Raw genomic sequence first — 24,171 nt, forward strand, 5'->3', positions numbered from 1 at the left:
GTTCCCATCAGGCGGCGGAACGCACCGAGCCGACCCGCACCGCGGCGGTCAGCGCGTCGATGACGCGATCCTGCTCGGCGTCGCCGAGCCCGGGGTAGAGCGGCAGGGACAGCTGCTGGGAGTAGAACGACTCGGCCACCGGGCACGACCCGCGCCGGTAGCCGAGGTCGGCGAAGGCCGGGTGCCAGTGCACCGGGAGGTAGTTGACCTGGACGCCGATGCCGGCGGCGCGCATCCGGTCGTACACCTCGCGGCGACGCCCGTCGAGCACCCGGATCGGGTAGAGGTGCCAGGCCGGGTCCGCCCAGGACCGGCGGGTCGGCCGGAGTACGCCGTCCAGGTCGGCAAGTGCCTCGTCGTAGCGGGCGACCAGGGCCGCGCGGCGGGCCTTGAACTCACCGAGCCGGCGCAGTTGGCTGCGGCCCAGGGCGCAGAGCACGTCCGGCAGGCGGTAGTTCAGACCGAACTCGTGCACCTCCTGGTGCCAGCCGCCCTCGTCGGCGAAGCGCAGCTCATCGCGGTCGCGGACCATCCCGACGCCGCGGAAGCGGCGGGCCCGGCGCAGGATCCACGGGTCCAGCGCGGCGACGGCGCCACCCTCGGCGGTGGTCAGGTTCTTGGTGGGGAAGAACGAGAACGTGGTCAGGTCGGCGAGCGAGCCGACCGGCCGACCGTGGTACGTCCCGCCGATCGAGTGCGCCGCGTCGGCGAGCAGCAACGCGTCGCTGCCCGTGAGCGAAGCGCGCAGCGCGTCGTAGTCGGCCGGGTGGCCGGCGTAGTCGACCGCGGCGACGACCTTCGTCCGCGAGGTGACGGCGTCGGCGGCAGCGGCCGGGTCGAGACAGAACGTCTCGTCGTCGACGTCGGCGAACACGATCTTCGCCCCGAGGGCGACCGCGCTGCTGGCGGTCGCCACGAACGTCATCGGCGGGACCACCACCTCGTCACCCGGTCCCACCCCGGCCGCCGCGTACGCCACGTGCAGCGCGGCGGTGCCGTTGGAGACGGCGGCGACACCGACCCCGCCGGTCCACGCCGCGAGGTCGGCCTCGAAGGCGTCGACCTGCGGGCCGGTGGTGAGCCAGTCGCCGCGCAGCACGCCGGCCACCGCGGCGATGTCGTCCTCGGTGATCGAGTGCCGGCCGTACGGGAGCATTCCCGTCATGCGGTGAGGCCGAGCATGTCGCGCAGTTGCTCGACGGTGAGCCACTCGTCGTTGGTGTCCGACTGGTAGGCGAAGCCGTCCGGCACCGGGTCGCAGTCGACCGGCGGCTGGTAGCCCCAGGTGGCGATGGTCGGCTGCACGATGAACCGCCCGTCGGCGCGCAGCGTCCGGCGGCTGTCGTCGGGCGCGATCATCTCTTCGTGCAGCTTCTCGCCGGGCCGGATCCCGATCTCGTGGGTGGTGGCGTCCGGGGCCACGGCCTCGACCAGATCGAGGATGCGCATGCTCGGGATGCGCGGCACGAACAACTCGCCGCCCTGCATCTGGTCGAACGAGTCCATGACGAACTGCACGGCCTGGTCGAGCGTGATCCAGAAACGGGTCATCCGCTTGTCGGTGATCGGCAGGCTCTTGCCCTCGGCGGCCAGCCGGCGGAACAGCGGGACGACCGAGCCACGGCTGCCCACCACGTTGCCGTAGCGCACGACGGCGAACCGGGTCGGGTGCTGGGCGGCGTAGTGGTTGGCCGAGACGAACAGCTTGTCGCCGACCAGCTTCGTCGCGCCGTACAGGTTGATCGGGCTGGACGCCTTGTCGGTGGAGAGCGCGATGACCTTCTTGACGCCGGCCTCGATCGCCGCGTCGACGACGTGCTGCGAGCCGGTGATGTTGGTGGCGATGTACTCGGAGGGGTTGTACTCCGCGGTGTCCACCTGCTTGAGCGCGGCGGCGTGCACCACGTGGTCCACGCCGTGCATGGCGCGGGTGAGGCGGTGCCGGTCCCGGATGTCGCCGATGAACCAGCGCAGCCGCGGGTCGTCGCCGAGCTGCTGGCGCAGCTCGTACTGCTTGAGTTCGTCGCGGGAGAACACCACCACCCGGGCGGGGTCGGCCTCGGTGAGGATGTGTCGGAGGAACGTCCTGCCGAAGGAACCCGTTCCCCCGGTGATCAGAATGGACGATCCATTCAACTCACTCAATGTGGTGCTCCCGTGATCGTGGATGAACGGGCGGCCCTCGGCCGGCCGACCGGGGTGAGACGCTAGCCATGTCGGGTTAACTCCCCGACGCTCCCGGGTTAACCGCGTCCGGTGCTCCTGTGAATGCCGAGCACCGCGTAGGCAAACACTTCCCACCGGTCCGCGAAGGGCCTGACCAGGTCGGATCGGGCCGCTACAGTGACCGGCGCGAGTGACCCGGCAGCCCGGTGCGCGGCCGGTTCCGCGTTCACCCGACATCCGCATCGGCTCGGTGCGAGCGGGTCACCCCACGCGTCACCGGCGCGGGCCGAGCGGCCCGGCGGTCGTCCGCGCGGGACCGGTCCGGCCGGCAGTTCTGGAGGCGTTGATGGCATCCGGTAGCGACGTGATCGAACGACCCGCGACGCTGGCGCGGACGCCGGACCCGGCACCCGCGCGGCGCTGGTTGGTGCCGGTGCTGCTGGTCGTCGGTTGGGTGCTCAGCGTCGCCTGGCGGATGTGGCTGTCCCGGCACATCGTGCTGCCGGTCGCACACACCGACGAGGACAGCTACCTGAACACCGCCCGCGCGCTGGCCGGCGGGCCGGGAGGGTTCAGCAGTGAGAACGACCTGCTGCGCCGGGTTGGCTACCCGATGTTGATCTCGCCGGCGTTCCTCGGCGACCGGGACTTCACCGACAGCTACCGGATCGTCCAGCTGATCAACGCGATGGCGAACTCGACGCTGTTGCCGCTGGCGTACCTGCTCGGCCGTCGCCTGCTCGGCCTGCGCCGGTCGTACGCGCTGCTCGCCGCGGTCGCGGCGGCGACCCTGCCGGCCACCGCCTTCTACGCGGGCATCGCCATGATCGACACGGTGATGGCCCCGCTGGTGGTCGCCTGGCTGCTCGCCGTGCACCGCTGGATCGACCGGCCCGGCCCGCGCGCCGCCGCCACCGTCGGCCTGCTGGTCGGCGGGTTCCACCTGCTGCACTCGCGCGGCCTGGTGATCGTGGCGGTGCACGCCGGGCTGGTCCTGCTGCTGTTCGTCCGCCGCCGGATCGGCCCGCCCGCGGTGCTCGCCGCGCTGCTGCCGGTGCTCGCCATGGCACTCGTCAACGCCGCAGTCATCCGCCACCTCGGCGACAAGGTCTACCTGCTCGGCAGCACCCCGGGCGGTGGCACCGTCGAGGCGGTCGCCTCCGTCCAGGGGGTGGTCCGCGTCGGCGCGGGCGTCACCACCCAACTCTGGTACCTCGTGGTGATCACGTTCGGGATGGCCGGAGTGGCCTGGGCCGCCGCCGTGCGGGAGCTGTGGCACCCCCGGCACGGCGACGCCGCCCGCTGGACGATGGGCGTGGCGCTTGTGGTGACCGTCGGGGTGGCCGGCGGGGCGTCGGTGATCCTGGCCGGCATCACCGGCAAGCCGCTGGACGCGATCTACGGCCGCTACGTGCAGATGCTGGCGCCGTTCTGGCTGCTGGTCGGGCTCGGGGTGCTGTTCACCGCCGGCCGCCGGGTGGTGCTGCGCCGGGCCGCCGTCGCGGTGGCCCTGCTGGTCGGCGGCGGCGCGCTGATCGCCGTCCGACTCGCGTACGTGGCCAGCCAGGGCCACCGGCTGCGCTACGGCGGTTTCAGCGCACCGGACCTGGTGGCGTTGACCGGGGGCTGGCGGGAGATGCGCCCGGTGCTCGGGTCACTCGTCGGGATCGGCGGCTGCCTGCTGCTCGTCGCCGCCGCGCTGCTGCCCCGACTGCGGTTGCCGATGCTCGGCGTCCTCGTCGTGGTCAACCTCGTCACCATGCAGGTGATCGAGCACCGCATCGTGCGGCCGGCCGTCGCGAGCACCGCGCCCACGCCCCGGGTCGCCGACGTCGGCGTACGCCCCGGCGAGCGGGTCTGGGCCTCGACCGGCGTGCACTACGCCCTGCGGTTCAACCTGAGCCACCAGGTGACCTGGACCGACGTCCGGTGGTTCGGCGAGCAGCCGCCGGCCGCCGCCCAGGTGGTGTTCGCCCGCTGGGCGCCCGGTCAGGCCGACGACTGGGACGGCACGGCGTACGGCTTCGTCCGGCTCGGTGGCAACCCGGCACAACACTGGGCGGCCTGGCGACGGGCCTGACCCTCCCCGGTGGACATCCGCCATTCGTGAACGGCGGATGTCCACCGGGAACACCATCGGTTAATGATTCGGGGCCATTACCTAAATGGGTGTGCCAATCAGCGTTGCCGGCGGTCGGCCCGAGCCAGCGAAATCGGGATGACGGTGATTTCCCGACCGTCGGACAGCTCCTGTCTCGGGGTGCCCTCGACGAATCGGAAACGCCGGTTCATCTGCCGTACGACGGTATTGTGGCCGAGCACCTCGCCATCGAGTCGCTCCAGGTGCAGCCCGTCGAACGCGTACTCGACGGCCTCCCGCATGACCCCCAGCCAGGCGGGCAACGTCTCGTCCCGTCCGGCCAGCCCGTCAGCGTCCAGATAGAAGCCCCACGCCCCGGTGCGGGGGCCGTCGAACCGCAGGTCGAAGAAGGTGACCACGCCGCAGGGCCGGTCGTCGCGGACGTACACCAGCACCCGTCGGGACGGGTCGTCGCGGACCGCCGACCACCACCGGGCGTGCTCCTCGGCGGTGATCTCGTGGCTGGTCTTGCTGACCTGACGATTGGTTTCCTGATTACGCCAGGACAACATCAGGTGAACGTCGTCCGCCGTCGCTTCGCGCAGCACGTGCGTCTCACTTTCCTCGCTCTTCTCGTCCGGTCGGAGCACCTTACCCGGGGCTACCGGGAAAGCGGATACGCATTCGTTGGGTTGTAGACTGCGGCGCATGAACGAATTGAGTCGCGCGCAGATCCGCGACCTCATGGCTCAGGTGCTCAAGAACCAGGACAGGGAGCTGCCCGCCGACGACGCGGCGCAGTTGCGCGAGATTGGTTTCCGGTCGCTCGACTTCTCCGAGTTGGCCCTGCGGGTGGAGGACGAGACGGGCGAGGAGCTCAACTTCGACGCCCCGGGCCTGCGCCGCATCGCCACCGTCGGCGACGTCCTCGACTTCCTCGTCGAGCTTCAACACCAGTGACCGTCACGACGGCGCGTGACCCCGTCCCCGCGCCCCCGGAGCCGGCCGGTGCCGACAACCGGATCGTCGTCGGCGGTGCCACGCTGACCTGGCGTGCACTGCCCACGACGACGCTGCCCGACCCGGCCGCCGTGCTCGCCCACCGCGCCGTGCACGCGCTCACCGCCGCACGGCAGCACGCCGTGCACGGCACCGAGCTGCTGCTCAGCACCGCGAGTCGGGTCGACGCGGCGATGCGGACGGAGCTGTTGGAGGCCGGGTTCACCGTCGGCGTCCTCGACGACGACGGGCTGCGCCCGAGTCTGCCGCCCCGGCAGCGAGCCGCCGATCCCGGCCGACTCTGGCTGCTGACGTCGGGCTCGACGGGCCGCCCCAAACGGGTCGGGCACACCCTCGACACGCTCACCACAGTACGGGCCGAGCAGCCCGACCGGACCTGGCTCTGCCCGTACGCCCCCGGCACGTACGCGTGGTGGCAGGTGGTCACCCTGTCGCTGACCCAGCCCGGCCAGCACCTCGTGGTGGTCGAGCCCGACGAGCTGGACGACTGGCCGGCAATCGCCGCCGCGCACGGGGTCGACGCCGCCTCCGGCACCCCGACCTTCTGGCGGCGCACCCTCTACCGCGATGCCGCCGCGCTGGCCCGGGTGCCGTTGCGCCAACTCACCCTCGGTGGTGAGCCGGTGGACCAGGCGATCCTGGACCAGCTCCGGGAGGTCTTCCCGACGGCCCGGATCTCCTGGATCTACGCCTCCTCCGAGGTGGGGGCGTCCATTGTGGTGCACGACGGGCGGGCCGGGTTCCCGATCGACTGGCTGGACCGGGAAACCCCCGGCCGGCCGACGCTGTCCGTGCGCGACGACGAGTTGGTGGTCACCTCCCCACACCACGGGGCCGGGTTGTCCGGCCCGATCCGCACCGGGGACCGGGTGCAGGTGCGCGACGACCGGGTGCTGATCACCGGCCGGCTCGACTCCGACGAGATCAACGTCGGCGGCAGCAAGGTCTCCGCCGGGGTGGTACGCGGTGTGTTGGCCGGGCATCCGGCGGTGGCCTGGGCCCGGGTGACCGGCCGCCGCGCCCCGGTGCTCGGCCGGATGGTGGTCGCCGAGGTGGTCCTGACCCCGGCCGACCTGGCTTCGGCCGACCTGGCTCCCGCCGACCCGTCCGGTCCGGCCTCGGTCGACACCGCGGTGCCCGACGAGGCCGCGCTGGTGCGCTGGTGCGCCGACCGGCTTCCCGAGCACGCGGTGCCCCGCCGGATCCGCGTGCTGACCGAGATTCCCGTCAAGGAGACCCTGAAGAGCGATGTCTGAACCCGCCGTCACCCCGCTCGTACCGCCCAGCACCGTGGTCCTCGTCTCCGGCGGCTCCCGGGGGCTGGGTCTGGCCATCGTCACCGACCTGCTCGACGCGGGCGTCCGGGTGGCGGCGTTCGCCCGCACCGTCACGCCGGAGCTGGCGAAGCTCGTCGCCGAGCACCCCGACCGGGTGCACGTCGGCTCGGTGGACGTCACCGACCTGCGGGCCGCGCAGAGCTTCGTCCGTGAGGTGGAGCAACGCCTCGGCCCGATCGACGGCATCGTCAACAACGCCGCCGTCGGGCAGGACTCGCTGCACGTGCACACCGCCACCGAGGACATCGCCCGGATCATCGAGACCAACCTGACCGCCCCGTTGCAGTTGACCCGGCTGGTGGTTCGCCGGATGCTCGGCAAGGGCATGCGCGGGCGGATCGTCAACATCACCTCGATCTGCGGGCAGCGCGGTTTCCCGGGCCTGGTCGCGTACTCGGCCACCAAGGGCGGCATGGACGCCGCCACCCGCTCGCTCGCCCGGGAGCTGGGCGGTCGGATGCTCGTCAACTCGGTCGCGCCCGGCTTCTTCGCCTCGGAGATGTCCGCCGTGCTCGGCCCGACCCAGCTCGACCAGATAGTGCGCCGCACGCCGACCGGTCACCTGACCGAGCCGGCGGAGGTCACGCCGGTCGTGCGGATGCTGCTGCGGGAGCAGACCAACATCAACGGCCAGGTCATCGTGGTGGACGGTGCCGCGTCCATCTGAGCCGTCCCGGTTGGCCCGGCCCCGCCCGGTGCCGGTGCTGCTGGCCGCCGCCGAACGGCACCTCCGGATCGGCGTACCCGTCGACCTGGCCGACGCGGTGACCCGCAGTCACCTCGACGACGGACGCTGCGTCGGCTGGTACGGCCCGCCGACGCCCGGGTGGCGGGTGGCCATCGACGCGGAACGTGCCGACGCCCCGGTGCCCCCGGCGCTGGCCCGCCGTTTCGGCGTGGAGGACTTCTGGGCGCGGTGGACCCGCGCCGAGTGCTGCTGCAAACTCGCCGACGTGCCGGTGGCGGCCTGGTGGCGTCGCCACGGCCTGAGCACCCCGGCCGACGGGCCAGCGCTCTGGCGAACCTTGCGGGTGGCCGACCTGGTGGTCACCGTCGGCGTCGCCCCCGCGCCTGGCGTCGCCCCCGCGCCTGGCGGTGTCTCCGCGCCCGGCGTCGTGCCGGCGCAGCGGACGGGCCGTGTCTGGTCGCGGCCCGGTGTCCGCGGCATCCTGTAGAACCAGCTCATCCAGCAATACCCGTGTCGGATTGTCTACCCATGCGTCGGTGCGCGGCGGTCTCGGTGTGGCCTGCTCAGATGGCGTGAATTGCGACTGAAGCATCGGTCACAGTTCGTTGGATGCCTATGTTCGAATGGCTGTGGGGTGACCTCAGTCGAGTTCGCCCTTCGTCCGTCGGTGCCCCGCGGATAGCTGCCGTGTGTGGGACGCCGCGCGGGCCGCGGGCTGGTTGGCGTGGACACGGGGGAGGTCCGGCGCGATGGCTGAGTTTCCGGCGCACTTGTTCAGGATGGATGGTGATCCGTCGGCGATTAGGTCGTCGGCGGGGCGGTGGCAGGGTTTTGGTTCGGCGGCGTCGCAGGCGGCGGGGCAGATCACGGGTTTGGACACGGGTCAGTTCGTGGGTCCGGAGGGTGATCTGTTCCGGGAGGGTCTGAACGCGCAGATGCCGGGGCATTTGCGGGTGACCGGTGATGCGTTTGGTCGGGTGTCGTCGGGGTTGGTGGCGTTCGCGGGGTCGTTGTCGTCGTTGCAGGATCGGATGCGTCCGTTGGGGCAGCGTGCTCCGGGTTTGTGGGCGGCGTTGCAGGCGGCGCGGGGGCGGGCTGATCGGGCGAAGCAGGCTGATGAGCGTCATGAGCGGGAGGTGGCGGACCGGCCGCCGTACGCCGCGGCGGAGCCGGATTCGTATCGGTCGGATGCGGGTGCGGCGGGTTCGGCGTTGTCGCAGGCGCAGCGCGATTGGGACGAGTGCGTGGCGCAGGCGGGTGTGTTGCGGGGTGAGTTGGCCGCGGCGGTGCGTGACTGCGTGCGGGCCGTGAACGACGCGAAGGGTTTGCGGTTCAAGGAGAATCCGAAGTGGTGGGATCTGAAGGGTCAGTTCACCAACTTCGTGCGCGACAACCAGGAGTTGTTGGCGCAACTGTCGAGCGCGTTGAAGATCGTTTCCCTGGTCGCGGGTCTGCTGTCGTTCATTCCGATTCTCGCGCCGATCATGGGGCCGATCGCCATCGCGGCTGGTGCGGCGGCGTTGCTGATCGACGCCTCGATCTACGCGGCGACCGGTAAGGGCAGTCTCACCAATCTGTTGATCGACACGGTGCTCACCGTCGTGCCGATCGGCCGGCTCGCGGCGCTCGGCAGGCCGGTCCTGGCCCTCGCCAAGCGGGGGTTGCCGGCGCTCGGTCGGGGCCTGACCAAGGCGCGGGCGGCGCTGCCGAGTCTGCCGCGTCCGAGCATCCCGCTGGGCCTGCGTAGGTGTGCGGGTGACCCGATCGACGTGGCCAGCGGTGAGGTGGTGCTGACCCAGACCGACGCCCAACTGCCCGGCCTGCTGCCGCTGGTGCTGAGTCGTAGTCACGTGTCGTCGTACCGGGTTGGTCGGTGGTTCGGGCCGTCCTGGGCATCGACTCTCGATCAACGGGTCGAGATCGACGACGACGGGGTCTGTTTCGTCGCCGAGGACGGCATGGTGCTCACCTACCCGACGCCCGTGAGCGGCGAGGCGCATACCTTGCCGGCGACAGGTCCCCGCTGGCCGCTCACTCCGACCGCCGGCGGCTACCGGATCGATCAGCCGGAGGTCGGTCGTGCGCTGCATTTCCAGGCGGTGCCCGACCTGCCCGAGCCGGCGGGGGAGGGCGAGCCGGTCGAGGTGGTGCCGCTGGTGGCCGTGACCGACCGCAATGGTCATCGGATCGATCTGGACTGGCGCGATGGCGTGGTCACCGAGGTTCGGCACAGTGGTGGGTATCGGATCGCTGTCGACACCCTGCAGGGTCAGGTGGCGGCGCTGAGCCTGCTCGATGCGGAGCCCTCGGGTGCGGCCCGGACGCTCGTGCGGTTCGGCTACGACGAGGCCGGTCACCTCACGGAGGTGGTCAACGCATCGGGGTTGCCGTTGCGGTTCGCCTACGACGACGAGGGTCGGTTGGTCCGCTGGCAGGACCGCAACGAGCAGGAGTACCACTACACCTACGACGAACAGGGCCGCTGTGTGGCAGCGCAAGGAGCGTTCGACCAAGCCCTCGACCTGGCGCTACACCTGGGACAGCGAGGACCGGCTGGTCGCCGTGACCACACCGGACGGCACCCGCTGGCGCTACCGGTACGACGCGCTCGGTCGCCGGGTCGCCAAGCAGCGACTCGACGCCGACGGCGGTGTGGTCGAGCAGGTCGACTTCGCGTGGGACGGCCCGCGTCTGATCGAGCAGACCCACTGCGGGCCAGCCGGCGACAGGACCAGCACCTGGGAGTACGCCCCCGGCACGTTCACCCCGATCAGCCAGACCGACGGCTCGGCCGATCAGGACGAGGTGGACCGCCGCTTCTACGCGATCGTGACCGACCTGGTCGGCACACCCACCGAGCTGATCAGCCCGGACGGCACGCTCGCCTGGCAGCAACGCACCACCATCTGGGGCATCCCGACCCACACCAGCCCCACCGGCGCGGACTGTCCCCTCCGATTCGCTGGCCAGATCCACGATCCAGAAACCGGCGCTTCCTACAACCACCACCGTTACTACGACCCGGACACTGCCCGGTATTTGTCCGCCGACCCACTCGGCCTTGATGCGGGACCCGACCCGCATGCCTACGTCGACAACCCGACGCATCGTATTGATCCATTCGGTCTTGCCCCCTGCCGGATTCCGCACCGTTCCACCCCGCGGATGGAAGACGGAAATCTCAAGGAGGGGTGGATCCACGTGGATGCCCGGCATGTTTCCGGCAACCACCCGAGCGGGCCGGGGGACTTGTTCGCCAGCGGGACGACGCGCGACCAGCTCACGGCTGCGGCCGAGACCATCGTCCAACGGGGAACCCGAGTTTCGGACCCGGCCCGCCGGCTTCAGACCTTCGAGAAGAAGATGAAGATTAACGGTGTTCGGGACTGGGTGCGGGTGATTGTCGATTCCGACGACGCAAATCGCGTCATCACCATCTTTCCGGTCCGTCAGGGGGTCTAGCGTGCGCTTCGAGTTCTCACGGCACCACGATGGGGCGGCCGCGTCGTCGTTCGACCTGGGTGACCTGCGACTGGTCCTGGATTCAGCGGACGTGTCGTCGGCCAGTCATCGACCCAGTAGGTCAATGATGATCTACTTGGCCATCGTTCACCTGGTGGACGGTCTCTCGGAGCTGGCCGAAGGACATTCCTCGCGCTTCCGGTTCGTGGGCCCCGACTCGTCGTTCTCGTTGGACTTCCGGCGAAAGAATGATGTGCTGACCGTGACGGCCGGAAACGCATTGGTGGGCGCGGTTCCGATGTCGGATGCCCTCACTGCCCTGCTGGCCGGGACAACAACCTTCTTGACGGATCCCGACAACGCCCTCGCCGCCAGTGAATCCGTGGTCGAGGACCTGGAGGCGGCGGTGCGCCGGCTGCGCGGGGTGGTGGGTTCGTCCCGATGACGGGCCAGCCGGCAGACGGGCGTTGACCTCCGCCATTCCGACAGCATCCGCGCCGACGCCGATTGGCGAGAACACCTCGGGCGCTTGGTGGTGACACTTTCGGGCTGACGGCCGGCCAGTCGCACCGTCAGATCAGGTCCCAGCTCAGCGGAGTGCCACGGGGGACGTCGGTGGCGAAGGTGCGCCCCAGCACCCGGTCGATCTCCACGGGCGACAGCCCGCCGGCCGGTCGGATCGACCGGACATTGCTGCTGGTCACCAGGTCACCGGCGCGCACGTCCTCGACGACGAAGAGCGAACGGCGGAACCGCAGCCCCTCCCGCTCGGCCGGGGTCGGGCCGATCGCGGTGCCACCCAGCGCCGCGTACGCCCGGTCGGACTCGGCGATGAGCGCGGTCAGCTCCGCCGGGTTCAGCGAGAAGTCCGAGTCCACGCCGCCGTCGGCCCGGTCCAGCGTGACGTGCTTCTCGATGAAGCACGCGCCGAGCGCCACCGAGGCGACCGCCACCCCGATGCCGGGCGTGTGGTCGGAGAGCCCGACCGGCACGTCGAACGCGCCGGCCAGCACCGGCAGCCGACGCAGGTTGCTGTCGGCCGGCGGCGCCGGGTAGGACGCGGTGCAGGCCAGCAGGACGATGCCCGCCGCGCCGCCGGCCCGGGCGGTGCGCACCGCGGCGTCGATCTCGGCGACCGTCGCCATCCCCGTGGAGATCACCATCGGCTTGCCGGTGCTGGCCACGAGCCGGATCAGCGGCAGGTCGACAAGCTCCGAAGAAGCGATCTTGTACGCGGGCGCGTCCAGCGACTCCAGCAGCTCCACAGCGGTCGCGTCGAACGGTGACGAGAAGACGGTCAGGCCACGCTCGCGGGCCCGCTCGAAGATCGGGGCGTGCCACTCGTACGGGGTGTGCGCCCGCTCGTAGAGGCGGTACAGGTTCTCCCCACCCCACAACTCGTGGCCGCTGGAGATCCGGAACGCCGGGGTGTCGACGTCGATGGTGATGGTGTCCGGCCGGTACGTCTGGAGCTTCAGCGCGTGCGCCCCGCTCGCGGCCACCGCGTCGACGATGGCCAGCGCCCGGTCCAGCTCACCGTTGTGGTTCCCGGACATCTCGGCCACCACGAACGGTCGCTCCCCGGCACCGACCAGGTGCGGTCCGATCTTGATTGTCGCCGTCATTCCGACCCCTGCTCCGGTATGCCCGCACCCGCGTGCGGTGGTGCTGCTGTCGTCGTCCACCCGGCGGGCGGACGACCTGGAAGACCAGTGCGCCGGGAGCCGCCCCGGCTCCCGGCGTCGTGTGCGGTGGGGACTGTCACGGCAGGCGGCCCCCGGCCAGCGCGTCCCGCCGATCCGTCACCGTGCCGTCGTCGCGTGTCGTCGCGACGTCCGCCGCTCGCCCCGGGTCGTCGTCGGCGCTGACCGCACCGACCGCGGTGCCGCCGCCACCCGCCGGGGCACCGCGGCGCAGGCGACCGGCGACCCGGTGGGCCTGACGCAGTGCCGAGTACGCCAGCCAGTCGCCGCGCCCGACGAGACGGTGCTTGAGCCCGGTCACGCCCGACGGCAGCGGGTAGCCACCGCTGGGCAGGTACCGGCGGTAGTGCTCGGCGGCCCGGTGGAAGAAGTCCCGCCGCAGGTGTGGGTGCAGCCGGTCGTCGTTGCCCACCACCACCAGATAGTGGTTGATCATCAACTGGAACAGTTCGGCCTGCAACCGCTCGTCCGGGTGCTTGCGGGCGACCCAGTCCAACAGGCGCTCGTACTGGGCGAACGCGTCGAAGTGCCGGCCACTGCGGGTGGACGTGATCGCGCCCTGGCGGCCCTGCCGGTACAGGTAGCAGACCCGGTCCAGCACGGAGATCTTCTCCGCGCCGATCAGCAGCGGGTGGCTGAACGGGATGTCCTCGTACCAGCCGGGGAAGAACCGCAGCTCCAACTGGTCCAGGAAGTCCCGACGGACCACCTTGTTCCAGGCGGTGTGCTGCACCCGCAGCAGCCGTGGCTGGTCGGCCAGACGGGTCACGCCGGGAATGCCGCGCAACAGGTGACTGCTGGCGTCGACCTCCCGCCGGCCGTCCTCGTGCACCCGCAGGTGGTCGAGCATCAGCACGTCGGGCTGGTGCTGGCGCAGCCGGTCCAGCACCGCGGCGATCGTGCCGGGCGGCAACCAGTCGTCGCTGTCGACGAACCAGACGTACCGGCCGGCGGCCACGTCCAGCCCGGCGTTGCGGGCCAGGCCCAGACCCACGTTGCTGCTCAGGTGCACGACACGGACACCGTCGTGGCCGGCGGCGTACGAGCGGAGCATGTCGCCGCAGCCGTCCGGGGAGGCGTCGTCGACCGCGACCACCTCGACCGCGTCCGACTCAGCCACCGGGATGCCGGCCCGGATCGACTCAAGGCACTGGTACAGGTACGCCTCGACGCCGTAGACGGGCACGACGATGCTCAGCAGCGGTGCGTGCGTCGGCTCATTGACCACGCCCGCCACCTTCGACGACCCGGGTGACCGGCCCCGGAACCGCGCGTGGCCGACGATGGTGGAGTCGCTGAACTCCCGACCAGCGGAAGGTTAACGACGACCGGCGGGATCGGGCCCGCGACGGGCGGGACGCGTCCGGTTCACCCGGGAGTGACCCGGTAGGGTGCCCCGGGTGCGGCCCTGCCGGGCCGTCGCGGGCGTCGCCGTCGCGCCGTCCACGCCGCGTCGAGGAGGATACGAACGTGCTGGTGACCCTGCCAAGCCTCGGTATCCCCGCATGACGAGCACCGACGCGGCGTCCACCGCCCGGCCCGGCCCGGCGCCGGCCCGGCTGCCCTCGCTGACCGGGCTGCGGTGGATCGCCGCGTTGCTGGTCTTCGGTTTCCACGCGGGCACCATGCGGATCATCGCCGAACCGGACTACAAGGCCGTGGTCGACAAGGTGTTCAGCCTCGGCCTGTCCGGGGTGCAGTTCTTCTTCATCCTCAGCGGGTTCGTGCTGGTCTGGTCGGCGCGCGAGGGCGACTCGCGGCGCACCTTCTGGCGGCGGCGGGTTGCCAAGATCTACCCCAACCACCTGGTGCTGTTCGGGGCGACGGTGCTCGTCGCCTGGTGGTTCGCCGACCCGGTGCTGCCGGCGGCCGCGCTGGAGAACCTGCTGCTGTTGCAGGCGTGGGATCCCCGCCCGGGCTGGTTCTACAGCATCAACACGGTGAGCTGGTCGCTGTCCTGCGAGTTCTTCTTCTACCTCTGCCTGCCGCTGGTGCTGCCGCTGCTGCGCCGGGCCCGGCCGACGCTGCTCGTGGTGCTGCTCGTCGCGTTGCCCCTGCTGATCCTCGCGCTCTGGCCGGCCCAGCACCTGGTGCCCGAGGTGAGCCGGTGGTGGTTCACCCAGATCTTCCCGCCGGCCCGGTCGCTGGAGTTCTGGTTGGGCGCGGTGGCGGCCGAGCTGATGCGCCGGGGTCTCTGGCGGGGCCCCGGGCTGACCTGGGCCAGCGTCATCTTCGTGGGCGTCTGGGTGGTGGCCGCGCAGTGGATCCCCGCGGAGTTGTGGACCACGTTGCTCGCGGTCGCGTACCTGCTCGTCATCACCGCCGCCGCGGACGCGGACGTGCGGGACCGGCGGTCGCCGTGGCGGTCCCGGCCGCTGGTCTGGCTCGGCGAGGTCTCCTTCGCCTTCTACCTGGTCCACGTGCTGGTGATGACGAGCGTGCTGCGCTTCAGCGGTGACTGGGGGACCGGTTTCCCGGGCTGGCGCGGCCCGGCCGTGGTGCTCGGTTTCCTGCTGGCGAACCTGGTCCTCGCCGGGCTGCTGCACCGCTTCGTCGAAACCCCGATGATGCGCCGGCTCGCGCCGCGCCGTCCGGCCCGACCGGTGTCCGTGCCCGGACAACGCACCGCCGCGACCCAGGCCGCCGCCGACGCGACCGGCGGCGTGGGTGCCCGAGCCGAGCCCGGCGGGCCCGACCAGACCGAGAATCGATCGACGTACGCGGACACCCGCTGACACCGTCCACCCAGGTCAGCGTCTCGGCGCGGCGTACGCCGACACGCCCGTGGTCGGTGCGCCAGGCGTCGGCACGACGGTAGCGTGGGGAGGTGCTTCCGGTCGCGTTCACCTGTCCGCTGTGGTGGGTGGCGCGCTGGGCGACACGGGTGCTGACCAGCCTCGCCGTCGTCGCGGCCCTGGCGCTCGGCGCAGGCCCGGCCACCGTGCCGACGCCAAGCGCCCTACCGAGCCTGAGCGCGGTGCCGAGCCTGAGCGCGGTGCTGTCGCCGTTCGGCTCCGGTCCGCCCGCGGCGGCCTGCCGGCCCACCTGGCCGGCGGCGGCCGAGGAGGCCGCGCACCCGGTGCCGGCGGCCGGTGCGGGTGTCGCCGAGGGGGCCTTCCCGGCCTGGTCGGTCGACGCACAACCGGCTCTCCCCGGCGCCCAGGGCGCCATCGCGACCGGCGTGCTGCCGGTGTGCGCGACCGGGTCCGACCGGCTGCCGCTCGTCGACGGTCTGCACAACTGGCCGCCCCGGGGCCCACCCGGGCGCTGAGCCAGCGGGACACGCGTCCCGTCGCCGCGCCCTGTCGACCCACCAGCTCCGCACCCCGCCGATCCCGTGGCCCGCCGTGGCCGGCGGCCGGTGGGGCTCCCATCGCTCTGCTTCCTCCGCGAGGTGCCGACCATGGAGACAGTCGTCTTCTACCAGTTCGTAACCGAGGTGCCGCAGGCAGCCGCCATCTGGTCGGCCCTGTTCCTGCTGGCACTGGGCGTCCTCGCCGTGCTTGTCGCCCGGCCCGAACGGGACCGGCCCGCCGACGGCCCGCCGCCGCCCGTCCCGACCGCCCGCGAGGTGGCCGCGGCCGAAACCGTCGACAGACACCGGTACGCCGAGGAGGTGGCCGTCGCCGCGGCCGGCGCTGCCAAGACGGCCGGGCGGCGACGGGATGCCTGGTTGACGGCTCAGGAGCAGGTGGAACGGGCCTGGGCGCGGTACGACGAGGCGGACACCGCCGCGCGTCGCTTCGCGGTGTCCGGGGCGCTGCCCACCCCGGGCACCCCCCGCACCCCCGCCGAGTACGCGTCCCGGGAGCGCTACCTGCACCGGGCGGCGACGGCGGCGTACTGGCGGGGTGACCTGACCATGGCGCAGCTCGGTGATGTCTTCGGGCGGCGGCGCGGCTGGGATCCCCGGCGGCACCCGGTCGAGCAGGAGGCGCTGCTCAGCCGGGCGATCCGGGACGCGCGGCTGGCCGACTACCAGGCCGCGGCCACGGCGGAGCGGGCCGCCTGGCGGGATGCGGACCTGGCCGCCTCCTCGGCGCGCACCCTCGCGGTGGAGGCGGCCACGGCGGTTGCCCGGTTGCGGCCGAGCCCGGCGCCCGCCCGCCGGCTGGTGCGCGGGGTGCCCCGGCCCGCCGTCGTGGCACGCTGGCGCCCGGCCCGTGCCCTTCGAGCCCGATCCGTTATGTGAGCCCGGTCACGGATTTACGAATCGGGCGTCCGGCACGATCGGCTCGATTTTTCCCGGGATTGTGGCCGCATTGCCGGCGGCCTGTCCGGTTGTCGACCGGAGGCGTCGCCGTCACCGGTTGTCCCATCGAGTCACGTCATCGGCAATACGCGCAGAAATTGCGGCTCCCATTGAGGTTTACGCAGGTGAGGCCGGCTTGGCAGGGTGTGGGTGGGCCAGTAGTGTCGTCCCGTCCGGTGCGGTAACCGATCGCAAGAGGCGACGCCGCGCCGACCCGCTCAATCGTGATCAACGAACCGGGGACCCATCAGTAAGTCCGGGGTGAATCCGCGAGCCACGGCCCGCGGTAGGGCGATCTTCCCGCCCGAATCCGTCAGCTAACCCGGTCGGCGGTGTCGGAAGGAGTTCCCAACTCGTGCAGCACCTTTCCACCCCTCGGCTGTTCCCTCGCCTCCACGGCGCAGCGGTGCCCCCGCTCATCCGTCCAGTGACGGTGAGCTGACCCCTCGGGTCATCGCCTCTCCCGCCCGGCCGTGCCGGGCGATTCCCTGAGCGGTTCACCATCCGCGGACCACGGTCCGCGCGCTGGCGCCTGCCCGGACACCGGTCGCGCCCCGGTGTGCCGCTCTCCCCCCGATCCGTGGAGGACCCCGTGAAGCACACCATGCAGCGTCAGCTCCGCCGCATCGCGACCGAGCGCCCGTACCAGATCGTCGCCGCCTCCGCCGCGGCCCTCGTGCTCGCCGCCACCACCGGCACCCTGCTCACCGTCGCCGACGACGCCCCGGCCGCTCCGCGCACCGCGACCACTGTCGCCGAGATGCGCAGCGACATCACCACCTCCCGCGGCGACGCGTCCCCGTCGGCCAGCGCCGCGCCGTCCAGCGCCGCCCCGGCCACCAGCGCCCCCGCGCCCGCCGCCAAGGTCAGCAGCAACCCGGACCTGACCCGTAAGCCGGAGCGGCCGAAGCCCCCGGCGACCAAGGTGCTCGACTACGAGTACGAGGCGCAGAACACGTACTACAACTGCGGCCCGGCGGCCACCCGCAACGCGCTCAGCGCCAGCGGGATCGACCGTACCCAGGAAGAACTCGCTGCCGAACTGGGCACCACCGAGATGGGCACCAACTCGGCCGAGGACACCACCCGGGCGCTCAACGCCGAGGTGAAGGGTTCCCCGTACCGGACCCGGATGTTCCCCGGCGCGCCCAGCCCGGCGCAGATGGACCGCCTCCAGGCCGACGTCGTCCGGGCCATCACCGACGGCCGGGGCGTGGTGGCGAACGTCGTCGGCGACGCCACCGACACCGACGGCGGCTGGCACTCCTACGGCGGCGGTCACTACGTCGCTGTCGTGGGTTACAAGGACAACGGCCGCACCGTGCGGATCGCCGACTCGGCGAACCCGGCCGACCCGTCGTACTGGATCACCACCATCGACCTGGCCAACTGGATCACCAGCCGGGGCTACTCCGCCTGACCCGGGCACCCGAACCGCCGCGGGCGTCGTCCCCCACAAGGGGCCGACGCCCGCGGCGTCTCTCCCGCCGGCCCGGGGTACGCCCCCGTCGGCGACTCTCGTCCCGGCCAGCGAACCGTGGGAGACTGCGGCCGTGGTGGACGAATCGGGTGGTCACGCCGGTCGACGGCCGGTCCTGCTGCTGTTGCACGGCATGGGGGCGACCGGTGACGTGTGGTTGCCCTGCGCGGCGCACCTGGAACAACACTGGCCCGGCCGGTGGCTGGCACCGGACCTCGCCGGCCACGGCTGGGCACCGCCGCTGCCGTCGTACTCCTTCGCCGGTCTCGCACAGCGGATCGCGCAGGCCCTCGCCCCCGACGACCGGCTCGTCGTGCTCGGGCACTCGCTGGGCGGCGTGGTCGGCCTCGCGTTGGCCGCGCGCGACGCCGGGATGCCGGTGGACGCCGTGGTCGGGTTCGGCATCAAGGCGCTCTGGTCACCCGCCGAGCTGGACCGTGCCGCCGAACTCGCCGCCCGCCCGGTGAGCTGGTTCGCCAGCCGCACCGAGGCGGCCCGCCGCTACCTGCGCGTCTCCGGGCTGGCCGGCCTGCTCCCACCGGACCACCCGGTGGTGGACGCCGGCCTTCGTCAGGTCGACGGCAAGTGGCGTCTCGCCATGGATCCCCACGCCTTCGCCGTCGGCGAGCCCGACCTGGGCGCGCTGCTGGCGGCGACCGACGCCCCGGTGCTGCTGGCGCGTGGCGAGCACGACCCGATGGTCACCGACGCGCAGCTCAGGGAGTACGGCGTACCGGTCGACACGCTGCCCGGCCTCGGGCACAACGCGCACGTGCAGGACCCGGCGGCCGTGCTGGCGCTGCTGGACGCGTACCGCTGAGGTTCGTTGCGGGTGTAGAACCGGTAGTGGCGCCACACCCGGACGCCCACCATCCCGCGTGGATGTCCACAGTCGAGCAATCCCTGATCACCACCGTGAGCCTGAACGGTCGAGGCGCTGTACGTGCGGACCGCCATCGACCCGTTCGACCCCGGGCCGGTCGACCGGCCGGTGGAGACCCGGGAGACGGGGCTGCGGGGCCGGGACGAGGACGGTCCGGACGAGGCCGAGTTGATCATCGCGATCGAGGAGGCGCTGCGGGACGCCGTACGGGTCGTGCTGACTGTCGACGTCGTCGGGCCGGTCGCGGACGCCGCAGCCGTCGTCCGGCATGTCGTCGGGATCGACGAGGAGGACATCGAGTCGGTCAAGAGCGAGACCCTCGCCGACGGGCAGCAAAGGATCGTGGCACACCTCGGGGCCACGCTGATGGGCGCCGAGGAGGTGCTGCGGTTCGTCATCGCCTCCGCCGAACTCCGACCCCGCCCAGCATGCGGTCGCCCCCCGCGGCCGGTCAGCTCGCCGGCTGGAGATCGTGCTCTTCATAGAGCCGACGGAACGTCCTGGAGGCCGACCACTGGACCGCACCGACGGCGACGCCCGCGACGATCGTCAGGTTCACCACATAGTGGGTCGCTACGAAGAAGGCCAGGAACGCCAGTCCACGCCGGCGGAAGACGAACCTGTACATGCCCGCATCGCACGCGATCGACACTGCCAACATCAACACAGGGCCGAGCAGCCCAGCCGGCCCCAAGATGAGCGGAAGCAGGAATGCGGGCAGCGAGGCCGCCGCCGCAAGACTGGCCCACGCTCGTTGACGTGTTTCGAACCCGTTGGCGAAGTGGCGGGCATCCGCGTAGAGCGGCACGCGTAGTCGGGCCCGGTGGAACAGCTTACGGAGGAGAATCCGCAACCTGGGATCGTGGGCGTGCCTTCCCCGCACCGCCTGGCTGAGCCGGAGGCGGTACCGCTGTGACAACCGGTAGCCGAAGTCGACCTCCTCCGTCTGCTTCAGCTTCGGGTTGAAGGAACCGATCTCGGTGTGCACCTTCGCCGGGATGGCACACAGCGAGGGAAACAGGAACGACACGTCGCCTTCCGAACTGGCCGACCAGTAGTGGTATTGCAAACCTCGGTACTGGGCGACCAGCGTGCGGTTCACCAGCGGCTCTGCGTCTTGGACGCCACAGACCGCACCGATGGTCGAGTCACCGCGCAGAATTGCCACAGCGGAGGCCACGGCGTCACTGGCCAACGCGATGTCCGAGTCGACGTAGAACACGATCTCCCCGGTGGATCGCGCTACGCCCGTGTTTCGTGCCACGCCGCAACCCATGTTGGAACCGGTGCTGGTCACGGTGACACCGAACCGCTTCGCAATCGCCAGCGAGTCGTCGGAACTACCGTCATCGACGACGATGATCTCGATGTTCGGGTAGGTCTGACCCTGTAGCGAGCGCAGACACAGGGGAAGCGTGTCAGCCCCGTTGTAGTTGGGCACGACGATCGAAACCAGCGGCTCCATGCGTTCCTCCGACATCCGGATGACGATAGGTGCAGTCAGTAAAGCCCATCGCTTTATCTATCGACTATCCTCGTTTAATCCTTGACCGCCTCCGCACTCTCGACCGTCTACGACACGGCCGATAACGCAAGGACAACGCAGGAATAACCGGCTCCACCATAGTCGTAGCGAACCACGAACAACGCTGACGACCCACAGGAGGGGCGCATGGCGAAACTCATCGATCTGGGGCAGGCGGAAGACCTCGATGTCGACGAGGTGCAGGAGCTGTACCGCAAGTACGTGAACAGGTCGCAGGTGAAGCTCATGACTTCGTTCGGCTTCGGTCGCGAGTTGGTCGACCGGGCCGAGGGGGCGTACCTGTACACGAGAGAAGGTCGCCAGATCCTCGACTTCACCGGCGGGGTCGGCGTGCTCAACCACGGGCACAACCACCCTCGGCTGCTCGCCGCTCGCCGCCGTTTTCAAGAGCGCCATCGGATGGAGGTCCACAAGACGTACTTCTCACCGTACATCGCGGCGCTGAGCCACAACCTCGCCCAGATCCTGCCGGGCGACCTCAACATGTCGTTCTTCCCCAACTCCGGCGCGGAGGCGGTGGAGGGCGCGGTCAAGCTGGCCTACAAATACCATGGGGGGCAGCGCGGGACCGTACTGCGTGCCGACATCGCCTTCCACGGCAAACTGCTCGGCTCCGGCGGTCTCACCGGCAGTGCGCAGGCCCACTTCGCCTTCCCGACGATCCCGGGAATTCGCACGTTCACCTACGGCGACCTGGAGTCTGTCCGCGAAGCGGTGGCGTCGTCGCGGCGAACGGACGGAAGCTGCGACGTCTACGCGCTCCTCATCGAGCCGTTCAGTGCCTCCACCATGCAGTGGTGTTCGCCCGAGTTCCTGTCTGGGTTGCGTGAGCTTTGCACCGCCGAAAAAATCATCCTCATCTTCGATGAGATCTACACCGGCTGGGGCAAGACGGGCACGATGTTCTACTTTATGCGGCACCAGGATCTGGTGCCCGACATCCTCACCACCTCGAAGTCTTTCGGCGGTGGCAAGTCGTCGATCTCCGCCTTCGTGGCGCGTGAAGCGGTGTTCCGCAAAGCCTACGACAACATGAAGGACGCTCTCCTGCAGAGCACCAGTACGACCTATTACGGCTTTGGTGAGGAGACCGCCACCGCCATCGAAGCGATCTCCATAGCTGTGGAGGACGACTATCCAGGGCGCGCTCGGCAGATCGAGCGCCTGCTGGCCCCGGGGTTGGCCAGGATCCAGAAGGCGCACCCGGAAGCGATCGCCGACGTACGCGGGGCCGGCGCGCTCTTCGGAGTGTTCCTGTGTGGCGGGCCGCGACTCCTCGACCTTGCCGGAAAACTGTTGCCGGTGTCGGTCGCCCGCGACCCCCTGTTCCGGACCAAGGTCATCACCTCCGCAGTGATCGACGCTCTGCACCGGGAGCACGGCATCTACACGTACTACACGCTCAATGGGCTGAGTCCGCTGGCGATCAGCCCACCCCTGGTCGCCGGGGACACCGAGATTGAGTACTTCCTCAGCGCCTTCGAGCAGGTGTTGGAGGTCGGGATACCGAAATTGTTGACGCGCTTCGTGCGGGAGCAGGTGAGTCGGCTGTGGTGAGCGGAGGACACATGACAACTGTCGCAGTAACCGGAGCCGCCGGCGTGTTGGGTTCCGAACTCACCCGCCGGCTCCTCAGTGACGGGGTTCGCGTGCACGCGGTCGACCTCCGCGCCGTGCCGGCCGTTCCCGGACTGGTCCCGCACGTCGGGGACGTGCGGGACAGCCGGGTGGTCGCTGAGGCCTTCGACGGTGTCGACGCCGTCGTGCACTGCGCGGCCGCACTGCCGAGCTATCCCGAGGGCGAAATCCGGTCCGTCATCGCCGACGGCACGGCGAATGTGCTCAGCTCGGCGCGGGCGGCGCGGGTCTCTCGGATCGTGCACGTCTCGTCGACGTCGGTCTACGGCCTACCCCAGGTGGTGCCGACGCCGGAGAGCCATCCACGGGCCCCGGTGGACGTCTACGGCCGCGCCAAGGCCGAAGCGGAGGAACTCGCCGAGCAGCACCGGCAGGACGGCGCCTGTGTCACTATCCTGCGTCCCAAGACCTTCCTGGGTGTCGGTCGCATGGGACTGTTCGCGATGCTGTTCGAGTGGGCCGACGAGGGGCGGCACTTCCCGGTTCTCGGTCGAGGCGACGTCCGCATCCAGATGTTGGGCCTCGACGACCTGGTCGAAGCGGTGTGCACCTCGCTGCGCGCCTCGGAGACGGCAGCGAACGACACCTACAACATTGCCGCGAGCAGTTTCGGAACGTTGCGCGAGGATTTTCAATCCGTACTCGATCACGTGGGCCACGGCAAGCGGGTGATTTCCGTCCCGGCGCGCCCCGCGGTGGCCGTCCTTGAGTATCTCGAACGTTGGAAGCTCTCGCCGGTGTACGGCCGGTTGTTGCACAAGCTGCTTGCCGACTCGTACGTCAGCACCGAGCACGCCCGTCACAGGCTCAACTTCGAACCTCGCCTGTCGAATGAGGACGCCTTGTTGCGGGCCTTCGACTGGTGGCGCGCCAATCGCACTGCCCGGCCGGCGCGGCGCGGTGTCACGAGCAGCGAGCCATGGAGCCAGGGCGCCCTCAAGCTCGCCAAGGTCTTTTTCTGATTCGTACCGGCTCAGTGGAGGTGATCTGCATGTCTCAGGTGTACCTCGACCGGGATGAGGTCGCGTTGGTCGTGCGACAGAGAACGAGGCTGCGCGACCTCGTGACCTTGATCCGGCCAGTGCAATGGGTCAAGAGCCTACTCGTGGTGCCGCTGCCCCTGCTCGAACGCGGTGCCTGGACCCTCGACGGACTGGTACATCTGTTGGGCGCCATCATGATGTTCATCCTGGCTTCCGCAGTGGTGTACGTGGGAAACGATATCGCCGACCGTGAGCGGGATCGGCGACACCCGACCAAACGACAACGTCCCATCGCATCCGGGCGGGTCTCCGTGGCGGTGGCCGCCGGATACTGGGTAGGGCTGCTGGCGCTGCTGGTGGTGCTGCTCGTCACGGTCATGCCCGTGCTCATGTGGCCGCTGGCCGGATACCTCGTCCTCAACATCGCCTACAGTCGCTGGCTGAAGCACGTACCGATGGTCGATATGATCGTCGTTGCCGCCGGCTTCGAACTCCGCATCCTCGCCGGTTACCTGGCCGTCGACGTGCGACCCTCAGGTTGGCTGCTCCAGTCGATCTTCCTGCTGTGCCTGCTGCCCATCCTGGCGAAACGGCGACGGGAGTTCTCCCTCCCGGAGGAGGCCCGCCGCCCGGTGATCGGTGTGTACTCCGCGGAGTTCATCGATCAGCTCCTGGTTCTGTGCGCCGGGCTCACCACGGTTACCTTCCTGTTCTACATCAACGAACGCATGAGCTCGCACGCCGATTTGGCGTCGGTGCTCCTGTTGCCCCTGCTGCTGTTTGGCCTGTTCCGCTACCTGCACGTCGTCGGGGTGAAGGGTGGTAGCGCCGACCCGGTGCATTCGCTGCTCCGCGACCGGGCTCTCGTCATTGGCGCCGGCCTGTTCATGCTGGCCGCCGCGAGTGCGAGCTTCGTGCTGTCCTGACCCGTCG

22 protein-coding genes, 2 pseudogenes and 1 riboswitch are annotated in these 24,171 nt (G+C 70.4%); of the genes and pseudogenes, 17 read left to right on the forward strand and 7 right to left on the reverse strand.

Annotated features, from left to right (window positions below):
• Nucleotides 1–7 precede the first annotated feature (7 nt).
• Both ACGFIW_RS05165 and pseB read right to left on the reverse strand, forming a co-directional pair.
• Nucleotides 8–1,165: a DegT/DnrJ/EryC1/StrS family aminotransferase gene (locus ACGFIW_RS05165; RefSeq protein ID WP_393311014.1), complete on the reverse strand. Its 1,158-nt coding sequence runs from the start codon at nt 1,163–1,165 to the stop codon at nt 8–10.
• Entirely contained in the window at nt 1,162–2,145 is a 984-nt protein-coding gene (gene pseB / locus ACGFIW_RS05170) for a UDP-N-acetylglucosamine 4,6-dehydratase (inverting) (RefSeq protein ID WP_110561940.1), read from the reverse strand. Before pseB ends, ACGFIW_RS05165 begins: the two co-directional genes overlap by 4 nt.
• A gap of 367 nt (nt 2,146–2,512) precedes the next feature.
• Between pseB and ACGFIW_RS05175 the strand changes: the two genes are divergently transcribed.
• The gene (locus ACGFIW_RS05175; protein ID WP_393311015.1) at nt 2,513–4,246 is read left to right on the forward strand and encodes a hypothetical protein; all 1,734 of its coding nucleotides are present in this window, start codon (nt 2,513–2,515) and stop codon (nt 4,244–4,246) included.
• Nucleotides 4,247–4,344: 98 nt separating this feature from the next.
• On the opposite strand, the gene ACGFIW_RS05180 is transcribed toward ACGFIW_RS05175, so the two are convergent.
• Nucleotides 4,345–4,896 (reverse strand): GNAT family N-acetyltransferase, encoded by a 552-nt coding sequence (locus ACGFIW_RS05180; RefSeq protein WP_393311016.1) that lies wholly within the window; start codon nt 4,894–4,896, stop codon nt 4,345–4,347.
• Between the two features lie 58 nt (nt 4,897–4,954).
• Here ACGFIW_RS05180 and ACGFIW_RS05185 point away from each other — a divergent pair, with 58 nt between their 5' ends.
• From ACGFIW_RS05185 to ACGFIW_RS05220, 8 genes and pseudogenes are all read left to right on the forward strand, one after another.
• Nucleotides 4,955–5,206 carry a phosphopantetheine-binding protein gene (locus ACGFIW_RS05185; RefSeq protein WP_393311017.1) on the forward strand — a complete coding sequence of 84 codons (252 nt, stop codon included), beginning with the start codon at nt 4,955–4,957 and terminating at the stop codon, nt 5,204–5,206.
• Entirely contained in the window at nt 5,203–6,522 is a 1,320-nt protein-coding gene (locus tag ACGFIW_RS05190; protein ID WP_393311018.1) for an AMP-binding protein, read from the forward strand. Before ACGFIW_RS05185 ends, ACGFIW_RS05190 begins: the two co-directional genes overlap by 4 nt.
• A complete protein-coding gene (locus ACGFIW_RS05195) occupies nt 6,515–7,270 on the forward strand; it encodes an SDR family NAD(P)-dependent oxidoreductase (RefSeq protein ID WP_393311019.1) in 756 nt (251 codons plus the stop codon). Before ACGFIW_RS05190 ends, ACGFIW_RS05195 begins: the two co-directional genes overlap by 8 nt.
• Nucleotides 7,254–7,778, forward strand: a complete 525-nt coding sequence (locus ACGFIW_RS05200; RefSeq protein WP_393311020.1) for a hypothetical protein — start codon at nt 7,254–7,256, stop codon at nt 7,776–7,778. Before ACGFIW_RS05195 ends, ACGFIW_RS05200 begins: the two co-directional genes overlap by 17 nt.
• Before the next feature lie 292 nt (nt 7,779–8,070).
• Nucleotides 8,071–8,535: pseudogene (locus ACGFIW_RS05205) on the forward strand (putative T7SS-secreted protein); the annotation flags it as partial.
• A gap of 240 nt (nt 8,536–8,775) precedes the next feature.
• Nucleotides 8,776–9,774, forward strand: a pseudogene (locus ACGFIW_RS05210) (DUF6531 domain-containing protein); the annotation flags it as partial.
• Between the two features lies 1 nt (nt 9,775).
• Nucleotides 9,776–10,753, forward strand: a complete 978-nt coding sequence (locus ACGFIW_RS05215; RefSeq protein WP_393311258.1) for an RHS repeat-associated core domain-containing protein — start codon at nt 9,776–9,778, stop codon at nt 10,751–10,753.
• A 1-nt stretch (nt 10,754) separates the two neighbouring features.
• Nucleotides 10,755–11,198 (forward strand): hypothetical protein, encoded by a 444-nt coding sequence (locus ACGFIW_RS05220; RefSeq protein WP_393311021.1) that lies wholly within the window; start codon nt 10,755–10,757, stop codon nt 11,196–11,198.
• A gap of 127 nt (nt 11,199–11,325) precedes the next feature.
• Here the strand turns inward: ACGFIW_RS05220 and pseI are convergent, their stop codons facing one another.
• Together pseI and ACGFIW_RS05230 are read right to left on the reverse strand one after the other, a co-directional pair.
• Nucleotides 11,326–12,378, reverse strand: coding sequence for a pseudaminic acid synthase (pseI, locus tag ACGFIW_RS05225; RefSeq protein ID WP_393311022.1), 1,053 nt, complete (start codon nt 12,376–12,378; stop codon nt 11,326–11,328).
• 136 nt (nt 12,379–12,514) lie between these two features.
• Nucleotides 12,515–13,684, reverse strand: coding sequence for a glycosyltransferase family 2 protein (locus ACGFIW_RS05230; protein WP_393311023.1), 1,170 nt, complete (start codon nt 13,682–13,684; stop codon nt 12,515–12,517).
• Between the two features lie 277 nt (nt 13,685–13,961).
• Between ACGFIW_RS05230 and ACGFIW_RS05235 the strand changes: the two genes are divergently transcribed.
• The 5 genes from ACGFIW_RS05235 (at nt 13,962) to ACGFIW_RS05255 (ending at nt 19,008) form a co-directional block, all read left to right on the forward strand.
• Nucleotides 13,962–15,191 (forward strand): acyltransferase family protein, encoded by a 1,230-nt coding sequence (locus ACGFIW_RS05235; RefSeq protein ID WP_393311024.1) that lies wholly within the window; start codon nt 13,962–13,964, stop codon nt 15,189–15,191.
• 92 nt (nt 15,192–15,283) lie between these two features.
• Complete coding sequence (locus ACGFIW_RS05240) at nt 15,284–15,727, forward strand: hypothetical protein (RefSeq protein WP_393311025.1); 444 nt, start codon at nt 15,284–15,286, stop codon at nt 15,725–15,727.
• Between the two features lie 132 nt (nt 15,728–15,859).
• Nucleotides 15,860–16,648, forward strand: coding sequence for a hypothetical protein (locus ACGFIW_RS05245; protein WP_393311026.1), 789 nt, complete (start codon nt 15,860–15,862; stop codon nt 16,646–16,648).
• A 265-nt stretch (nt 16,649–16,913) separates the two neighbouring features.
• Nucleotides 16,914–17,055, forward strand: a riboswitch (cyclic di-AMP (ydaO/yuaA leader).
• 233 nt (nt 17,056–17,288) lie between these two features.
• Complete coding sequence (locus ACGFIW_RS05250) at nt 17,289–18,128, forward strand: C39 family peptidase (protein WP_393311027.1); 840 nt, start codon at nt 17,289–17,291, stop codon at nt 18,126–18,128.
• A 133-nt stretch (nt 18,129–18,261) separates the two neighbouring features.
• On the forward strand, nt 18,262–19,008 hold the full coding sequence (locus ACGFIW_RS05255) for an alpha/beta fold hydrolase (protein ID WP_393311028.1): 747 nt from the start codon (nt 18,262–18,264) through the stop codon (nt 19,006–19,008).
• A gap of 87 nt (nt 19,009–19,095) precedes the next feature.
• On the opposite strand, the gene ACGFIW_RS05260 is transcribed toward ACGFIW_RS05255, so the two are convergent.
• Both ACGFIW_RS05260 and ACGFIW_RS05265 read right to left on the reverse strand, forming a co-directional pair.
• Complete coding sequence (locus ACGFIW_RS05260) at nt 19,096–19,554, reverse strand: hypothetical protein (protein ID WP_393311029.1); 459 nt, start codon at nt 19,552–19,554, stop codon at nt 19,096–19,098.
• A complete protein-coding gene (locus tag ACGFIW_RS05265; RefSeq protein WP_393311030.1) occupies nt 19,523–20,551 on the reverse strand; it encodes a glycosyltransferase family 2 protein in 1,029 nt (342 codons plus the stop codon). Before ACGFIW_RS05265 ends, ACGFIW_RS05260 begins: the two co-directional genes overlap by 32 nt.
• Nucleotides 20,552–20,842: 291 nt before the next feature.
• On the opposite strand from ACGFIW_RS05265, the gene ACGFIW_RS05270 reads away from it, so the two are divergent.
• The 3 genes from ACGFIW_RS05270 to ACGFIW_RS05280 are packed head-to-tail and all read left to right on the forward strand — an operon-like array spanning nt 20,843 to nt 24,164.
• Entirely contained in the window at nt 20,843–22,174 is a 1,332-nt protein-coding gene (locus ACGFIW_RS05270) for an aspartate aminotransferase family protein (protein ID WP_393311260.1), read from the forward strand.
• Between the two features lie 11 nt (nt 22,175–22,185).
• Entirely contained in the window at nt 22,186–23,217 is a 1,032-nt protein-coding gene (locus ACGFIW_RS05275; RefSeq protein WP_393311031.1) for an NAD-dependent epimerase/dehydratase family protein, read from the forward strand.
• Nucleotides 23,218–23,246: 29 nt separating this feature from the next.
• Complete coding sequence (locus tag ACGFIW_RS05280) at nt 23,247–24,164, forward strand: UbiA prenyltransferase family protein (RefSeq protein ID WP_393311032.1); 918 nt, start codon at nt 23,247–23,249, stop codon at nt 24,162–24,164.
• The last annotated feature ends 7 nt before the right edge of the window (nt 24,165–24,171 follow it).

Origin of the sequence: Micromonospora sp. NPDC048935 (genome assembly GCF_043197875.1) — a bacterium.
Classification (GTDB): Bacteria; Actinomycetota; Actinomycetes; order Mycobacteriales; family Micromonosporaceae; genus Micromonospora.